This window comes from Streptomyces sp. CA-142005 (assembly GCF_050942335.1).
GTDB lineage: Bacteria > Actinomycetota > Actinomycetes > Streptomycetales > Streptomycetaceae > Streptomyces.
This window is the reverse complement of the sequence record NZ_CP192078.1, coordinates 4,631,236-4,647,435: the sequence shown is the minus strand read 5'-3', so window position 1 is coordinate 4,647,435 and position 16,200 is coordinate 4,631,236. Positions and strand designations below refer to the sequence as shown.

Here is a 16,200-nt window from a genome sequence, read left to right as displayed (position 1 = left end):
TTCACGGTCACCGGCCCGGACAGTGCCGACCAGTCGGTATGGACAGTGCGGGTCCGGCCGGGTACAGATGGGCCATGCGCATCGCCGTCACCATCTTCCTGACCGACGAGACCATCGCGCCGGTACGGCTCGCCCGCGAACTCGAACACCGCGGTTACGCCGGCCTCTACCTCCCCGAACACACCCACATCCCCGTGGAGCGCACGACGCCGTACCCCGCCGGCGGCGACCTGCCCCGCGAGTACACCCGCACCCTCGACCCCTTCGTCGCCCTCGGCCAGGCCGCGGCCGTCACCGAGCGCCTCGGCCTCGGCACCGGCATCACCCTCCTCGCCCAGCACGACCCCATCGCCCTGGCCAAGCAGATCGCCACCCTGGACCACCTGTCCGGCGGCCGCTTCACCCTCGGTCTCGGCTACGGCTGGAACGTCGAGGAGGCCGCCGACCACGGCGTGCAGTGGCGCACCCGCCGGGAACTGGTCCGGGACCGGGTGCGGCTGATGCAGGCGCTGTGGTCCGAGGAACCGACGTCCTACGACGGCGAGTTCGCCGCCGTACGGGCCAGTCACGCCCACCCCAAGCCGGTCGGCAAGCCGCGCGGCCGGGTCGTCGGGCCGCGCACGCTCGTCGGCGGGGCGGCCGGGCCGAAACTGTTCGCGCACATCGCCGAGTACGCCGACGGCTGGCTGCCGATCGGCGGCCGGGGCCTCACCGGGTCCCTGCCGGTGCTGCGTTCGGTCTGGGCGGACGCGGGCCGCGACCCGGCCACCCTCCAGGTCGTCCCGTACGCGGTCCAGCCCACCCCGGGCAAGCTGGCCCATTACGCGGACCTGGGCATCGAGGAGGTCGTACTGCAATTGCCGCCGGCGGGGGAGGCGGAGGTGTTGGGGGTGCTGGACGAGTACGGAAGCTTTCTGTAGGCCGAACTTTCGGTAGGCCGGGTGGAGCCCCTTGCTCTGATCACCCCGAACGTATGCTCAAGAGATGACGACTTCCGCGACCTCCGGAACCGGACCGACCGAGAACTCCATGCGTCGCGCCCTCAAACGCGCCCGGGACGGCGTCGCCCTCGACGTCTCCGAGGCGGCGGTGCTGCTCCAGGCCCGCGGCGAGGCCCTGACCGACCTCGCCGCGTCCGCCGCCCGGGTGCGGGACGCGGGTCTCGAACAGGCGGGCCGTCCCGGCGTCATCACGTACTCGAAGAGCGTCTTCATCCCCCTCACCCGGCTGTGCCGGGACAAGTGCCACTACTGCACCTTCGTCACCGTCCCCGGCAAGCTGCGCCGGGCCGGCCACGGAATGTTCATGTCCCCGGACGAGGTGCTGGACATCGCGCGCAAGGGCGCCGCCCTCGGCTGCAAGGAAGCCCTGATCACCCTCGGCGACAAGCCGGAGGACCGCTGGCCCGAGGCGCGCGAGTGGCTCGACGCGCACGGCTACGACGACACCATCGCCTACGTGCGCGCCGTCTCCATCCGCATCCTGGAGGAGACGGGCCTGCTGCCCCACCTCAACCCCGGCGTGATGACCTGGACGGACTTCCAGCGCCTCAAGCCGGTCGCCCCCTCCATGGGCATGATGCTGGAGACGACCGCGACCCGGCTGTGGTCCGAGCCCGGCGGCCCCCACCACGGCTCCCCGGACAAGGAGCCCGCCGTACGCCTGCGCGTCCTGGAGGACGCCGGCCGCTCCTCCGTGCCCTTCACCTCCGGCCTGCTCATCGGCATCGGGGAGACGTACGAGGAGCGCGCCGAGTCCCTCTTCGCGCTGCGCAAGGTCTCCCGGGCCTACCACGGCATCCAGGAGCTGATCATCCAGAACTTCCGCGCCAAGCCGGACACGGCGATGCGCGGCATGCCGGACGCCGAACTGGACGACCTGGTGGCCACGGTGGCCGTCGCCCGCCACATCATGGGCCCGTCCGCCTGCCTCCAGGCCCCGCCGAACCTGGTCGACTCCGAGTACGAGCGGCTGATCGGCGCCGGCATCGACGACTGGGGCGGGGTGTCGCCCCTGACCATCGACCACGTCAACCCCGAACGCCCCTGGCCGCAGATCGAGGAACTCACCGAACGCTCCCGGGCGGCCGGTTTCGAACTCCGCGAACGCCTCTGCGTCTACCCGGAGTTCGTGCGCCGCGGCGAGCCCTGGCTGGACCCGCGGCTGCGCCCGCACGTGAGCGCGCTGGCCGACCCGGAGACGGGCCTGGCCCTCCCGGACGCGACCGTCGAGGGGCACCCGTGGCAGGAGCCGGAGGAGGCCTTCGTCCCCACCGGCCGCACGGACCTGCACCGCACGATCGACACCGAGGGCCGCGGCGCCGACCGGCGCGACGACTTCGACGAGGTGTACGGCGACTGGGAGGCGCTGCGCGAGGCCGCCGCCCCCGGCATGACGCCGGAGCGCATCGACACGGACGTACGCCAGGCGCTGGCGACGGCGGCCGACGACCCGACGAAGCTGACCGACGCCGAGGCCCTGGCGCTGCTGCACGCGGACGGCCCGGCGCTGGACGCGTTGTGCCGGGTGGCCGACGACGTGCGCAGGTCGGCCGTCGGGGACGACGTGACGTACATCGTCACCCGCAACATCAACTTCACCAACGTCTGCTACACGGGCTGCCGCTTCTGCGCCTTCGCCCAGCGCCGCACGGACGCCGACGCGTACACCCTGTCGCTGGAGCAGGTCGCCGACCGCGCCCAGCAGGCCTGGGACGTGGGCGCGGTGGAGGTGTGCATGCAGGGCGGCATCCACCCCGACCTGCCGGGCACGGCGTACTTCGACATCGCGAAGGCGGTCAAGGAGCGCGTCCCCGGCATGCACGTGCACGCCTTCTCGCCGATGGAGGTGGTGAACGGCGCGACCCGGACGGGCATGTCGATCCGCGAGTGGCTTTCCGCCGCCAAGGAGTCCGGCCTGGACACCATCCCCGGCACGGCGGCGGAGATCCTGGACGACGAGGTCCGCTGGGTGCTGACCAAGGGCAAGCTGCCGACGGCCACCTGGATCGAGGTGGTGCGGACGGCCCACGAGCTGGGCATCCGCTCCTCCTCCACGATGATGTACGGCCACGTCGACCAGCCCCGCCACTGGCTGGGCCACCTGCGTACGCTGGCGCGGCTCCAGCGGGAGACGGGCGGCTTCACGGAGTTCGTCACCCTCCCCTTCATCCACACGAACGCACCGGTGTACCTCGCGGGCATCGCCCGCCCCGGCCCGTCCACCCGCGACAACCGCGCGGTGACGGCGATGGCCCGTCTCCTCCTCCACCCCTGGATCCCCAACATCCAGACAAGCTGGGTGAAACTGGGCACGGAGGGTGCGGCGGAGATGCTCCGCTCGGGAGCGAACGACCTGGGCGGAACCCTGATGGAGGAGACGATCTCCCGCATGGCGGGCTCCTCCTACGGCTCGTACAAGTCGGTCCGCGACCTGATCGCCGTGGCCGAGGCGGCCGGCCGCCCCGCGAAACCGCGCACCACGCTCTACGGCGAGGTGCCGAAGGAGCGGCAGCGGGCGGCCGAGGCCTCCGACGGCCACCTGCCCGAGCTGCTGCCCGTCCTGGACTGAGTACGATGATCCGACCCCCGATCTGAGGCGGGGCCCCGTAGCGGAGGAGATGCGTACCCGTGGCTGCCCGACTGCCCTCCTGGGCCTGGGTCACCGGCCTGACGGCAGGCGCGACCGCGGCCGTCGTCGCCCTCGCCGTACAGGCGGGCCACGGGCCGCGTCCCGTGGCCGCCGTGGCCAAGCCGAGCCCGTCGGCGTCGGCGAGCGCCCACGGCTCCGCCGCGCCGCACTCCACGGCTCCGCCCGCGCTGCCGGGCGCGTCGGGCGAGGGCCGCCGGATCGTGTACTCGCTCGGCGAGAAGCGGGTGTGGCTGGTCGACGCGACGGGCAAGGCGACCCGGACGTTCACGGTGTGGCCGGGCACGGTGAGCCCGCAGCCCGGCCGCTACTCGATCATCAAGCGCACCCAGTCCCTCAAGGGCTCGGACGGCGTGGAGATCGAGCACGTCATGTACGTCACGATCGAGTCCGGCGTGAACATAGCCTTCTCCAACGCCCTGGACGGTTCCTCGCCGCCCCCGGCGGACGGCAAGAAGCTGGGCGGCATCCGTATGCACAAGGCGGACGGAGCCGCGCTGTGGTCCTTCGGCGATCAGGGCACCAGGGTGTCGGTCGTCAAGTAGTGGCTTCCCGGCGGGCGGGCAGCTGGTTGACGATCAAGGCGACCCCGCTCAGCAGGAACACCCGGGTGGCGGCGTCCAGTCCGTTCCAGGTCTTGGACTGCCACATCGCGAACCACTCACCGCCGATCGCGATGAACCCGGCGCCGAACAGCAGCACCAGCATCAGCAGCCCGTAGGTGGAGACGCGGCGCGCGAGGTCGTCGTCCCTGCGCCGCGCCCAGAGCCAGGTCCCCCAGATCAGCACCAGGGCCGCCACCGTCTCCCACACGATGATGAGGACGTACGCGGTGTCCTGGAGGCCGGTGCTGGTGACGGCCCGCCACATGAGGTCGTCGTCCCCGAACGTCGTGTCCATCGCCAGCACATGCCGGACGAACTGCTGGTTCGTCCCGAAGTCGGTGATGTTCCCGAGGGCGACGAGGGCGATGTAGAGGGCGAGTATGCCGGTGAGCACACCGGCGGCCAGGCCGAGGCCGGTGTGACGTGGGGGGTTGGTGGTCATGGTCGAATTCTCCTCGCCGTGACCCCGGTTATCGCGTGGTGATTCCGCCAGATTGAGAGGGCGGGCCGACGGACCGGCGTGATGAACGGGCCGCTGTCCGCGCCGACTTGGGCGTACCCCGGGGATGCACGCCACCGCTTCCTCTTTCACGTCCGCGGCAACCGGTGCGAGGAACCGGAGCGGCTTCCGGCCGCCCACCGGGAGCGACGGCACGAGGCCGAGGCCGCGCCGCCCTCGGCCTCGGCCGCGAGGTGGCCCGCGTCCGTAGGCCGGTTCGCCGGGGTGGCGCGGGGCGGGCTCGCCGGGCGCGGCATGGTGCCGGGCGCCGGACCGCTCGCCGGCACGCTGGACGCGGACCGACTCGCCGGACTGGGCCGGCCGACCCGGTGCTGTCTTTCCTGTCCTCAGCGCCCCACCGCCTCTCCGGTTACCACCGGCCGCACCTTGGTCAGCATCAGCTCCAGGAACTGGTCGGGGTGCCGGAAGGACGCGAAGTGGCTCGCGCCACGGATCAGGGCGAAGTCCTTCACCGGAGCGGTGACTTCGTCGTGGAAGCGGCGGGCCGGCTGCGGCGGGGTGAGGACGTCGCTTTCGCCCTGGAAGACGAAGAAGGGGAGCTGGAAGGCGGTGCCCTCGGCGTACTCGTCGATCGTCATCGCCTGCGGGCCCAGGGACTCGGAGAAGGTCTGCGCCTTCAGGTACGTGCGCAGCTCGCGCAGGGTGTGAAGGGGCGAGAACCACAGGGAGCGGATCACGACCGTCTTCATCGTGTCGTAGGTCAACGGGTCGGTCGTGACCACCGTCTTCGCGTACTCCGCCCACTCGTGCGGCGACCAGGCCGACCGGTCGGGGCCGATGGCGGCCATCCTCGCCAGCTGCTTCTTCCTGCCCGCCTTCTCCAGGCGGGTCAGCAGCCCCTCGTAGGCGGAGGGGTTGCGGCCGCCCTCGACGATGTTCTGGTCGGTGCCGACGTACGCCGAGTACAGCTCGGGGTGGTCGCGGGCCAGCCGGAGGCCGGTGACCGTGCCGAAGCTGTTGGCGAGGAGGAGGACCTTGTCCACCGCGAGGCGGGCGCGGATGTGGGCCGTCACCTCCAGGGCGTCCTCGTGGAGGCGGTCGAGGGTGAGCTCGCCCTGGCCCTCGGGACCCCCGGCCGCGAAGGTCTTGCCGGCGCCCCGCATGTCCCAGCGCACGATCGTGAAGTGCCGCTCCCAGGCGCGGGTGCGCGGGGTGAAGACCAGGTTGGAGGCGCCGGGGCCGCCGTGGATCTCCAGGATCACGGGGTTGGCCCGGTCCTCGCCGCGGACCGAGATCCACTGGTCGATGCCGCCGATGCGGACGTACGAGGACTCGTCGATGCCGTTCGGAGCGGTGATCGCCAGCCTCTTGGCGAGGGCGCGGCGCTTGAGGGCGCGGTAGGTGAGCAGCATGGTTTTCCCCCTAAACGGTTTACGCCGTCAGCTGTTCCTTTGGTTTACGGTATATAGAGTTACTGGGCGAGTCAACGGGCTTCGCCGGAGCCGAACAGGAGGGACCTCGTGGCCGCACGGGACGCAAAGAGCGGACGCAACGCCGGGGGCGGCAGGGGGCAGCAGGAGACGCCGCGCGACCCGCGGGCGGCCCTCGCGCTGCTGTGGGGGGAACAGGAGCAGCCCACACGCGGGCCCAAGCCGACGCTGTCCCCGCAGCGCATCGCCGCGGCCGCCGTCGAACTGGCCGATGCCCAGGGGCTGGACGCGGTCTCGATGAGCAAGGTCGGCGCCGAGTTCGGCGTCTCGGCGATGGCGCTGTACCGCTATGTGCTCGGCAAGGCGGAGCTGGTCGAGCTGATGATCGAGTCGATCCTCGCCGAGGTCCCCGACCTCTCCGCCGCCCGGGGCGACTGGCGCGCCGGGACACGGCTGTGGGCCCGCCACTGCCTGGACCTCTACCGGGCCCATCCCTGGGCGCTCGCCGCCACCGCGATGCGCCGCCAGGTCATGGGCCCCCACCAGCTCGGCTGGCTGGACGCGGCGCACGCGGCCCTGGAGCCGACCGGACTGCCGGCGGCCCAGCGGCACCAGGTCTTCGTCCTGGTCGTCGGACTGGTGCGCAGCCTCGCCCAGCAGACGGCCGACTTCGACGCGGACGAGGACCGGGAGTGGAACCGCCTCACCGGCGAGGTGCTCGAACGCCACGCGGCCCGGTTCCCGGCCCTGACCCGGGCCATCGCCGACGGCGCCTTCGAGCCGGCCGGCGTCGACGCGCTCGACTTCGGGCTGGACCGGATCCTCGACGGTGTCGAAGCGCTCATGGCCGGGGCGGGAATGACGCGGGAATGACCCCCTGGGGGATGATTTGCCCCTGTGAACGGACCGTTCCCCGTCGATTACAGTGCTGAGCGTCGTACGGACGGGACGGTGCCGTGAGGAGGTCTGAGTGAGTACGACAGCCGGCGCCGTCTGGGGCCGATCCGAGCAGCAGGACTACCGCAGCCGGGTGCGCGGCACCCTGCTCGGGGTCGCCGTGGGCGACGCGCTCGGCGGACCCGCCGATCCGCTGTCCCTGGAGGAGATCCGGGCCACGTACGGCCCCGAGGGCCTGCTCGACCTGGCCTTCGGGCACGGGCGGCGCGGCACCGTCACCCATCACACCCAGCTCACCCTGTTCAGCGTGGACGGGCTGATCAGGGCCCAGGTCCGCCGGGACACCGGCGCCTGGCACCCGCCGACCGATCTGCACCGGGCGTACCGGCGCTGGGCGGCCACCCAGCGGGACTGGGGGCCCGACGAGCGCCGCAAGGACGACGGCTGGCTGGCCCGTGAGGAGTGGCTGTACGCCCGCCGCGATCCGAGCCGGGCGCTGCTCGTCGGGTTCGGCGACGACGCCATGGGCACGCTGGAGTCACCGAAGAACCCCGGCGAGCTGGGGCCGGAGGCGGTGGCCAGGTCCGCGCCCTTCGGGCTGCTGGTCGGCTGGGAGCCGCAGCTCGTCGCGCAGCTCGCGGTGGAGTGCGCCGCGCAGAGCCACGGGCACCCTCTCGCCTACCTGTCGGCGGGCGCGTACGCGGTGATCGTGCATGCGCTGGCCCGGGGCGAGAGCCTGGACGCCGCCGTGCAGCGGGCCCTCGCCCTGCTCGCCGCCCGGCCCGGCCACCAGCCCGTCTCGGACGCCCTGCAGCATGCCCTCGGGGCGGTGCGGCAGGGGATCCCGGGCCCGACCCGGGTGGAGGAACTGGCCGGCGACGGCACGGCGGACGGGCTGCTGGCGGCGTCGGTGTACTGCGCGCTGGTGGGGGAGGACGTCCGGCACGGACTGTGCCTGGCGGTGAACCAGGGCGGCCCCTCGGCAGCGGCCGGCGCCCTCACCGGCGGACTCCTCGGCGCCCTCCACGGCGAGACGGCCCTCCCCCCGGCCTGGGTGGCGGAGCTGGAGGGCCGCCCGACGGTACTGGAACTCGCCGACGACTTCGCGATGGAGATGACCCAGGGCCCGGCGCTGCACGGCCCGGCGGGCTCTTCACCGGGATGGCTGGCCCGGTATCCCCGGGCCTGAGCCGCACCCGCGCGGGACACCGGCCTCCGTCCGGCCTCCGTCCACGCCCCGCCCGTTCACCCCGCCGGGTACTGGAAGACCCCCGAGGTGCGGCACAGCGGGTTCGTGCCCATGTTCACGATCTCTCCGGACCCCACCGGAACCGCTCTGATGTGGCCGCCCGCGTGCCCGTGCGGCGTGAGGAACGCGTCCCAGACCGCGATCCAGTCCTCGGTCCGCCCGGTCTGCGGATCCAGGACCGGCTCGCCGCGCGGCACCACCCTGCGCTGGACCACGTAGCCGTTGTCGCGGCAGTCGAGGAGCCGTTCCTTCCACTCCTGTTCGCCGCACTCCCAGCCGGCGACGATGCCGGCGCCGCCGAAGTCGCCCCGCGGTTTGAGGATCAGCTGTTCGCGCCACTCCCGGCAGTGCTCGAGCAGGTCCACAGTGGTGCCCTCGACCTGAGCGGGACCGTCCGTCAGCACGCGGGTCCACGGCAGCACGCGGTCGATCAGTGCTGCCTCGGAAGCGGAGAACGCCTCGCGGTGCAGCGGGTCGGAGAGCAGGGCCAGAGTGCCCTTGTTGCCGTAGAGGAAGCTCTCCAGCGGGGTGTAGAGCACCGTGCCGCCGGCCCGGTGCGCCCGGTACACCGGATCCACGGCGGCCTCCCCCTCCGGGGTGGCACACAGTTGGTCCACGGAGAAGTAGCGCAGGACGAGGTCCACGGGGGTGCCGTCGAGGTGCAGCTTGCCGCCGCGCTCCCGCACCTGGCCGAGCTCCCCGATCCGCAGGTCGACGCCGAGCCGGTGCATCATCTCCTGGAAGGAGCGGACCAGATGCAGGTACGGGGCGAGGCCGCCGTCGGCCTCCAGCAGGGCGATGACCGGGGCGTCCCCGTTCGCCACGGGCGCGGCCGCCTCGCGCAGGACACCGGCGATCACCTCGCCGGTGTGGATGTAGCGGAGCCGGTGCTCGTCGGCGAACGCGGCGAAAGCGTCGACCTCCAGCAGGCAGCGGCTGAGTTCGGCGCGGTCGGTGCCGCCCAGCTGGCTGCCGAGGTTCAGCTCCAGAAGCTTCAACGAGTCACCGTCGTGGTACATGTCGGCGCGCCCGTGCAGGGGCGGCGGGCCCCCGCCGAGCCGCCGCATGAAGGCGGCTTTGCGGGCGTCGATGCCCAACGCCTCGCAGAACCGGCCGAGATCACCGTCGAAGAGGCGCTGCGGCAGCGAGGTAAGCAGCCCGAAGAGGTCCGTCAGGTCGCCGTGGATCGCGTTCATCTCGTCCTCGGCGGCGAACATCGGCCGGGGGAGCAGCCGGTGGGCGCAGGACGCGGCGAGCGCGGGCGGCAGCGCGGACACGGACTGTGCCACGGCGTGCCGCAGCGCACTGTCCTCGGGGGCGCTTGCCTTCAGATAGGCGCGGGTGACGTGGTCGGTCATGAGCGCTCCCCGAAGACCGGTCCGCGGTGCACCTTGTGCTGGGCGGCCTGGGCGAGGGGCCGGACCACGAGCCGGTCGACGTTGACGTGCCGGGGCAGACCGACCGCCCACCGAACGCACTCGGCGACGTCCTCGGCGGTCAGCGGCCGGTCCACGCCCGCGTACACGGCCGCGGCTCGTTCGGCGTCCCCGCGGTAGCGGTTGAGGGCGAACTCCTCGGTGCGCACCATGCCGGGAGCGATCTCGACGACCCGGACGGGCTCGCCGGACAGTTCGAGGCGGAGCGTCTCGGCGAGGGCGTGCGCAGCGTGCTTGACCGCGCTGTAGCTGCCACCGCCCTCGTAGTTGACGAAGGCCGCGGTGGAGGTGAGGGCGACCACGGTCCCGCCGTCCCCGCCGCGCAGCAGCGGCAGCAGCGCCTGCGTCATGTGCAGCGATCCCATGACGTTGACCTCGAAACCGTGCCGCCAGTCCTCGGGGTCGCTGTCCGCCGCGTGCTCGGAGCCGAAGGCGCCGCCCGCGTTGTTCACCAGGACGTCGCACCGCTCCAGGGTCGCGGCGAACTCCCGTACGGCCGCCCGGTCGGTGATGTCGAGCGGATACGCCTCCCCGCCGGTCTCCAGGGCGAGTGCCCGCAGCCGGTCGGCGCGGCGGGCGACGGCGAGAACGTGGTAGCCCTCCTTGGCCAGCCGCCGCGCGGTCGCGGCGCCGATGCCGCTGCTGGCACCGGTCACGACCGCGGTCGCTGTCGTCGTCTTCACTGGGATGCACCTTCGGGCCAGTTGCGCATGGTGCGCAAGGGGGACAGATAGAGGGGGATCCAGACCACGGCGAGGCCGGCGGCGCCGACCCAGAGAGCGGCGCGAGCGCCGGCGAACTCGCCGATCGCCCCGGCGAGTGCCGAACCGATCGCCAGGGCCCCGGTGAGGACGAACCGCATGGTGGCGTTCATCCGCCCGAGCAGCCCGTCGGGGGTGCACCGTTGCCGGAAGCTCACCTGGATGACGTTGTTGACGCCGACCCGGAAGGTGGTGAGCAGCCAGCCCAGGACGGCCGGGCACAGGCCCCAGCCGCTGCTCGCCAGCGGCACCAGGAAGCCGAACGGGGCGACGACGAGCCCGACGATCCACAGCGTGCGGCCCTGGCCGAGTCGCGGCCCGATCCGCTTCGCCGCCCGCGAGCCGAGCAGGACGCCGAGGCCGCCCACGGCCAGATAGAGCCCCAGTACGCCTTCCGAGAAGCCGAGATCGTGCACGAACAGCACCGGCAGCATCGTGACGCTCACCTGGATGGACAGGTTGTTGCAGGCACTGGCCAGGGCGATGGCGCGCAGCACCGGGTGGCCGACGACGAAGACCAGGCCCTCCTTGATCTCCTTGACCAGTCTCTTGTCCGGCCCCCGCACGGGGGTGGGTTCCGGCTTGCGGATGGTCGTCAGCCACGCAGCCGACCAGAGGTAGCCGCACGCGTTCACCAGGAGGGCCGCCGGGGCCGAGATCAGCTGCACCAGAAGGCCTCCGGCGCTGCGCCCGGCGATCTGGTTGAGGGCGTCCATGCCGACCAGGGTCGCGTTGGCGGCCGGCAGCTGCTCGCGGCCGACCAGGGCCGGCAGGAAGCTCTGTTCGCCGACATCGGCGAACACCGTGGCCACACCGTTCAGCAGGACGACGGCGTACAGCTGTCCGATGCCGAGGTGCCCGGTCAGCCAGGCGGCCGGGACGGAGGCGAGCAGCAGCCCGCGCGCCACATCCGCGGCGATCATCACCTTGCGTCGCCGCACCCGGTCCACCCAGGCCCCGGCGGGCAGGCCGATGAGCAGGAAGGACAGGGTGCTGAGGGTGGCGAGCAGACCGACTTGCCCGGCGTCGGCGTGCAGTGTGGTGACGGCCAGCAGGGGGATGGCGACGTAGCCGATCTGGGTGCCGAGCTTTCCTGCCGCCGCGGCGGTGATGAACCGCCGGAACTGGCGGTCGCGCATCAGCGGCGGCGGCGCGGCAGGCTCGGTGTCCCGGGGCGTGTCCAAGGTTGTCATGTCGTCTCTCCTAGGCGGCCTTCGGGTCACCCGATGTGGAAGCGGATCTGTTCGATCACGCGCGCGCACTTGGCCGAGGCGTCGGCGGCGTCCCGGCCGGTCGCGATGACGTAGCCCGAGTTGCAGTCCTTGACCGACCGCAGCGCCGGTACGACATCGCCGACGTGCTTGGACAGGACGACGGCCACGTCGGCTTCCCTGGTCCTGGCCAGCATCGGGACGATGTTTCCGCGGGCACCACCCGGCGGGACCCGCAGCACCAGGGCGTCCACCTCGTCCAGGCCCGTGACGGCCGTGATGGTGCCCGGGTCCGGGGTGAAGAAGCGGATCGCCGCGCCGCCGGTCGGGCGGGGCGAGGTCTGCGGCAGCTCCTCGAAGCCGAGCTGGACGGCGAGGAACATGCGGTAGAGGTCGGCGCCGGTGGCGCGGCGGACGAGGTCCGGCGCGCCGCTGCCGGCGAAGCGGTTGTGCGACTCCAGCACCCGCGGACCGTCCGCGGTGAGGATGAACTCGCTGTGCGCGGGCCCGTCGGTGAGACCGACGATGTCCAGCAGACGGCCCACGAGCTCGGTGAGTTCGGCCCGCCAGGGCTCGGCGAGCGGACTGGGGGTGCGCACCTCCCACTCCACGAAGAGGTCGTTCATCTGGTACTCGGACATGCCGAACACGATGTGACGGCCGCGGTGGGAGAAGGTGTCCACGCTGACCACGGGCCCGTCGAGGAACTCCTCGGCGATGGCGTTGCGATGACCGGCCTCCGCCAGCGTCTTCCAGGCGGTGGTGGCCTCGTCCGGTGTGTGCGCGACATGGATCTGGATGCTGGCTACCCCGTCCGAGGGCTTGATGACGACGGGACCGTCGACGGAGCGGGCGAACTCCGCCGCCTCCTCCGCGCTGGTGATCACCGCGTGGCGGACGGGGCTGACACCGTGCTCGGCGAGCAGCCTGCGGGTGATCGCCTTGTCCTTCAGTGCGCGGGCGGTGAAGGCGCTGGTCCCGGGGATGCCGAGGGCGTCGGCCACCTCACCGGCCGCGATGGCGGCTTCCTCGGTGGCCGACAGAACCCGGTCGAAGGGCTTTTCCTCGTGCAGCGGGCGGAGGGCGGCGAGAATCGACTCGCTGTCATCGATCGTCGCGTGGACTATCTGTGCGCAGTGGTCGGCGAACTCGTCCTCGTATTTTCCCTCTTCGTGGACGAGGACGATCTCGACCCCGAATTCCCGTGCGGTGCTGACAGGTTGTGGCTTTCCGCCGACAAGGACGACTCGAGGCATGGGTGTTCTCCGTTCGGGAATGCGCGGAAGAGACTGTGATGACAGTGGCACGGCGCCGGGCGCGGGCCGATGCGTCCGACGGTGTCCGGATGTGGCACGGCCAGAAGGTGATTCCGGCAGAGCGGGACGTTTCGCTCAGCTGGCGTAGCAGCGGCGGAGCCACCGCGCCTCGGCTTCGTCCTCCGCCGGGGTGAAGGCCTGCCTACGGTGCAGCACGCGGTAGTTGTCGAAGGCCAGGAACTGTCCCGGGGCGAGCACGGGCTGCCAGCAGGGCGCGCCCGGCAGGGTCTCGACCCAGGTCGCGAGGGCGTCGGCGGCCTGCGGGGTGACGGCGCTCGTGGTGCCGTGGTCGAAGCGGACGCGCAGGCCGGCGGCGCGGCGTTCCAGGACCGCGGCCTCGGTGAGAGTGAGCCGGCGCCCGTCCGCCGTGACGTCGTTGGAGTCGGGTGCGGCGATCTCGAAGGCGTTCGAGGACAGCACCCGCCCCGTCTCCGCCGGCAGTCGGTCGACCGCGGCCTCGACCGACATGATCTCGGTGGGCACCTGTTCGGCGTTGCGCATCACGCAGAAGGTGAGATAGCGCGGAATGTAGGGACGCGGATCGGAGCCCGGATCACCGAACGGCAGATGCGGATTGTCGGTGTGCCAGAAGAATTCGGAGTCCGATCCCCAGGAACTGGTCTTCCCCGCGGCCACGGGATTCGGGACGACATTCCTGATCAGCTTGCCCGCGTTCTCGTACTCGACCGCGAACGGCGTGAGGCCGAGCAGCTGGACGAGGCCCAGATGCAGGGTGTTGGTGACGGCGAGATCCGCCTCGCCGCCGAATCCCGACACGGGCGTCCTGGGCGCCTCCTGCTGGGGAAGGTTGTCCAGCAGCAGGGCGTGCGCGCCCGATCCCGTGAAGTCCTTCACGGTCGTCAGGATCTCCGGGGGCAGCAGTCTCTCCAGCGCATGGGCCCCGATCCGGGCCAGGATCGCCGCGTCGTGGTCCGGATCGAAGTCGGCTGCCGACAGCCGCGCGGCGATCTCCTTGCCCAGCAGGTCACGGATCCCGTCGTCGAGACGGTGCTCGTGCAGACGTATGTGCGCGCTCATGAACTCCTCCGTCAGGGCTTGGTCTCGAGCCGGACCATGCGCACCATCTCGGCGAAGACGGCGTCGAGCCGGTCCGTGCCGTCCACCGTGAAGATCAGGTGGCCGTGGCTCTGGAAGGTGTGCGGCGGGACGTCGAGGAAGTCGCCCGGCTCGCGGTAGATCTGGATCTCGTCCACCCGGTCGTCCGCGCCGGCCCGCTCGAGCCCGCTGACCGTGGTGAGCACCCCGGGCCGCTCGGGGAAGATGTTCCAGAAGCCGACGGCCCGCGGTTCGGGCAGCGGCCGGACGTCGGGGCTGCGGCCGGTCGCCAGGTCAAGGACCGCCTCCACCATGTCCACGCCGGTGCTCAACTGGACGGAACGGCAGATGGGCCCGCCGCCCAGCCGGGCGGCCGCCTCCAGGATCACCGGCTCCTCGCCGCGCAGCCGGAACTCCACATGGGTGCCGCCGGTGTGGATGCCCAGCGCCCGGTGCGCCGCCGCGGTGGCCTCCGCCAGCCGCGCCACGATGTGCGGGTCCACACGGGTGGGCGTGCAGGCGTACACCTCCTCGAACGTCGGCCCGGTGGGCAGCGGCTTGTCGTGCACCGCGATGACACGCGTCTCGCCGTCCGACACCAGCGACTCGACGCTGACCTCGGCGCCGGGGACGAACTCCTCCAGCAGCAGGGCGCCTTCGTACAGCCGGTACGTCTCGTCGTACAGCGGGTCCCACTCGAAGCCCTCCCAGGCGCCCCGGCGGGTCTCCTCGAACCAGCGGTCCAGCTCGGCCTCGCTGTCGACGCTGCGCACATACATGCTGCCGCTGCCGATGAAGGGCTTGAGGACCAGCGGGTAGCCGATCCGGGCGGCCTCGGTCCTCGCCTCCTGAAGGGTGCGCGCCAGGCCGTAACGCGGCTGTGCCACACCGCCGGCCCGGGCGATCGCCTCGCGCATGGCGAACTTGTCGCGCGCGAGATACGCCGTCCGCTCGCTCACCGAGGGCAGCCCCAGGTCGGCGGCCACCCGTGCGGCCATGGGCACGCCGCTGTCGATGAAGGTGACGACGCCGCGGATCGGCTCCTCCTCGCTCGCCTGCAGTTCCTTCACGGCGGCCGTGGTCTCGGCGAGGTCGGAGGTGTCGGCGAGGGCGACCCGGTCGACGTACTCCGTTTCCCAGGTCGGGTCCTTCATGACGAGCAGCAGCTTCTCGCCGTGCTCGGCGGCGTAACTGCGGGCACGGGCCAGGTGCCGGCGGCGGCTCAGGTTCTTCTTGTGCAGGATGAGAATGCTCATGTCCGTTCCTTTCCGGCCACGGCGGACAGCCGTGCGAACTGCTCGTCGGTGAGCGCGATGCGGGCGGCCGCGGTGTTCTCCTCCAGATGAGCGATCGAGCTCGTGCCCGGGATCGGCAGCACCACGGGGGAGCGGCGCAGCAGCCAGGCCAGCGACACCTGGGCGGGGGTGGCCCCCAGTTCGGCCGCGACCTCGGCGAGTACGCCGTCGGCGGTGGCGTGGGCGCCGCGGGCGATCGGCAGCCACGGGATGAAGGCGATGCCTTCGCGCTCGCAGTAGTCGATGACGTCGTCGTCGGTGCGCTCGGTGAGGTTGTAGAGGTTCTGCACGCTGACGACCTCGACCTCGCGCCGTGCCTCCTCCAACTGCTCGACGCCGACCTGGGAGAGGCCGATGTGGCGGATCTTGCCCTCGTCCTGGAGCTGTTTCAGCGCGCCCAGCTGCTCGGCGAGGGGCACCTTCGGGTCGATCCGGTGCAGCTGGAACAGGTCGATCCGCTCCAGCCGCAGCCTGCGCAGGCTCAATTCGGCCTGCTGCCGCAGATATTCGGGGCGCCCCAGCGGAATCCACTGACCGGGCGCGGGACGGCTCTGGCCGGCCTTGGTGGCGATGACCAGGTCCTCCGGGTACGGGTGGAGCGCCTCGGCCAGCAGTTCCTCGCTGGTCCCGGGGCCGTAGGAGTCCGCGGTGTCGAGGAAGGTGATGCCGAGTTCGACGGCGCGCCGCGCGACCTTGAGGGCACCGGGCACATCGGCCGGTGGACCCCAGATTCCCGGCCCGGTGAGGCGCATCGCGCCGAATCCGAGGCGGCCGACGGTCAGGTCGCCGCCGATGGTGAGGGTGGTGCTGGGGGACGTCATCCCCGGCTCCTTTCG

The 16,200-nt window shown here is 71.9% G+C and carries 14 protein-coding genes; 5 read left to right on the top strand and 9 right to left on the bottom strand.

The features are described 5' to 3' along the window. The first annotated feature begins 74 nt into the window (after window positions 1-74). The 3 genes from ACQPXS_RS21765 to ACQPXS_RS21755 all read left to right on the top strand — a co-directional run bounded on the left by ACQPXS_RS21765 (window position 75) and on the right by ACQPXS_RS21755 (window position 4,193). Window positions 75-920 carry an LLM class F420-dependent oxidoreductase gene (locus ACQPXS_RS21765; protein ID WP_351805676.1) on the top strand — a complete coding sequence of 282 codons (846 nt, stop codon included), beginning with the start codon at window positions 75-77 and terminating at the stop codon, window positions 918-920. A 64-nt stretch (window positions 921-984) separates the two neighbouring features. Continuing rightward, window positions 985-3,570: a bifunctional FO biosynthesis protein CofGH gene (locus ACQPXS_RS21760; RefSeq protein ID WP_351805678.1), complete on the top strand. Its 2,586-nt coding sequence runs from the start codon at window positions 985-987 to the stop codon at window positions 3,568-3,570. A gap of 59 nt (window positions 3,571-3,629) precedes the next feature. Beyond that, window positions 3,630-4,193 (top strand): hypothetical protein, encoded by a 564-nt coding sequence (locus ACQPXS_RS21755; RefSeq protein ID WP_433450985.1) that lies wholly within the window; start codon window positions 3,630-3,632, stop codon window positions 4,191-4,193. Here the strand turns inward: ACQPXS_RS21755 and ACQPXS_RS21750 are convergent. Then, window positions 4,186-4,695, bottom strand: coding sequence for a DUF2165 domain-containing protein (locus ACQPXS_RS21750; protein ID WP_351805682.1), 510 nt, complete (start codon window positions 4,693-4,695; stop codon window positions 4,186-4,188). The two genes, ACQPXS_RS21755 and ACQPXS_RS21750, sit on opposite strands and share 8 nt — an antisense overlap. A gap of 404 nt (window positions 4,696-5,099) precedes the next feature. Further along, complete coding sequence (locus ACQPXS_RS21745) at window positions 5,100-6,125, bottom strand: alpha/beta fold hydrolase (RefSeq protein ID WP_433450984.1); 1,026 nt, start codon at window positions 6,123-6,125, stop codon at window positions 5,100-5,102. 108 nt (window positions 6,126-6,233) lie between these two features. On the opposite strand from ACQPXS_RS21745, the gene ACQPXS_RS21740 reads away from it, so the two are divergent. Both ACQPXS_RS21740 and ACQPXS_RS21735 read left to right on the top strand, forming a co-directional pair. Then, on the top strand, window positions 6,234-7,016 hold the full coding sequence (locus tag ACQPXS_RS21740; RefSeq protein WP_433450983.1) for a TetR/AcrR family transcriptional regulator C-terminal domain-containing protein: 783 nt from the start codon (window positions 6,234-6,236) through the stop codon (window positions 7,014-7,016). A 97-nt stretch (window positions 7,017-7,113) separates the two neighbouring features. Next, on the top strand, window positions 7,114-8,229 hold the full coding sequence (locus ACQPXS_RS21735; RefSeq protein WP_433450982.1) for an ADP-ribosylglycohydrolase family protein: 1,116 nt from the start codon (window positions 7,114-7,116) through the stop codon (window positions 8,227-8,229). A 56-nt stretch (window positions 8,230-8,285) separates the two neighbouring features. On the opposite strand, the gene ACQPXS_RS21730 is transcribed toward ACQPXS_RS21735, so the two are convergent. The 7 genes from ACQPXS_RS21730 to ACQPXS_RS21700 all read right to left on the bottom strand — a co-directional run bounded on the left by ACQPXS_RS21730 (window position 8,286) and on the right by ACQPXS_RS21700 (window position 16,185). Beyond that, window positions 8,286-9,647 carry a hypothetical protein gene (locus tag ACQPXS_RS21730; RefSeq protein WP_433450981.1) on the bottom strand — a complete coding sequence of 454 codons (1,362 nt, stop codon included), beginning with the start codon at window positions 9,645-9,647 and terminating at the stop codon, window positions 8,286-8,288. Further along, complete coding sequence (locus ACQPXS_RS21725) at window positions 9,644-10,408, bottom strand: SDR family oxidoreductase (RefSeq protein WP_433450980.1); 765 nt, start codon at window positions 10,406-10,408, stop codon at window positions 9,644-9,646. Before ACQPXS_RS21725 ends, ACQPXS_RS21730 begins: the two co-directional genes overlap by 4 nt. Then, window positions 10,405-11,679: an MFS transporter gene (locus ACQPXS_RS21720; RefSeq protein ID WP_433450979.1), complete on the bottom strand. Its 1,275-nt coding sequence runs from the start codon at window positions 11,677-11,679 to the stop codon at window positions 10,405-10,407. The genes ACQPXS_RS21725 and ACQPXS_RS21720 overlap by 4 nt, the downstream gene beginning before the upstream one ends. A 26-nt stretch (window positions 11,680-11,705) precedes the next feature. Then, the gene (locus ACQPXS_RS21715; RefSeq protein WP_433450978.1) at window positions 11,706-12,953 is read right to left on the bottom strand and encodes an ATP-grasp domain-containing protein; all 1,248 of its coding nucleotides are present in this window, start codon (window positions 12,951-12,953) and stop codon (window positions 11,706-11,708) included. A gap of 135 nt (window positions 12,954-13,088) precedes the next feature. Further along, entirely contained in the window at window positions 13,089-14,051 is a 963-nt protein-coding gene (locus tag ACQPXS_RS21710) for a TauD/TfdA family dioxygenase (protein WP_433450977.1), read from the bottom strand. Between the two features lie 11 nt (window positions 14,052-14,062). Further along, a complete protein-coding gene (locus ACQPXS_RS21705) occupies window positions 14,063-15,325 on the bottom strand; it encodes an ATP-grasp domain-containing protein (RefSeq protein WP_433450976.1) in 1,263 nt (420 codons plus the stop codon). Next, window positions 15,322-16,185 carry an aldo/keto reductase gene (locus ACQPXS_RS21700; protein WP_433450975.1) on the bottom strand — a complete coding sequence of 288 codons (864 nt, stop codon included), beginning with the start codon at window positions 16,183-16,185 and terminating at the stop codon, window positions 15,322-15,324. Before ACQPXS_RS21700 ends, ACQPXS_RS21705 begins: the two co-directional genes overlap by 4 nt. Between the last annotated feature and the right edge of the window lie 15 nt (window positions 16,186-16,200).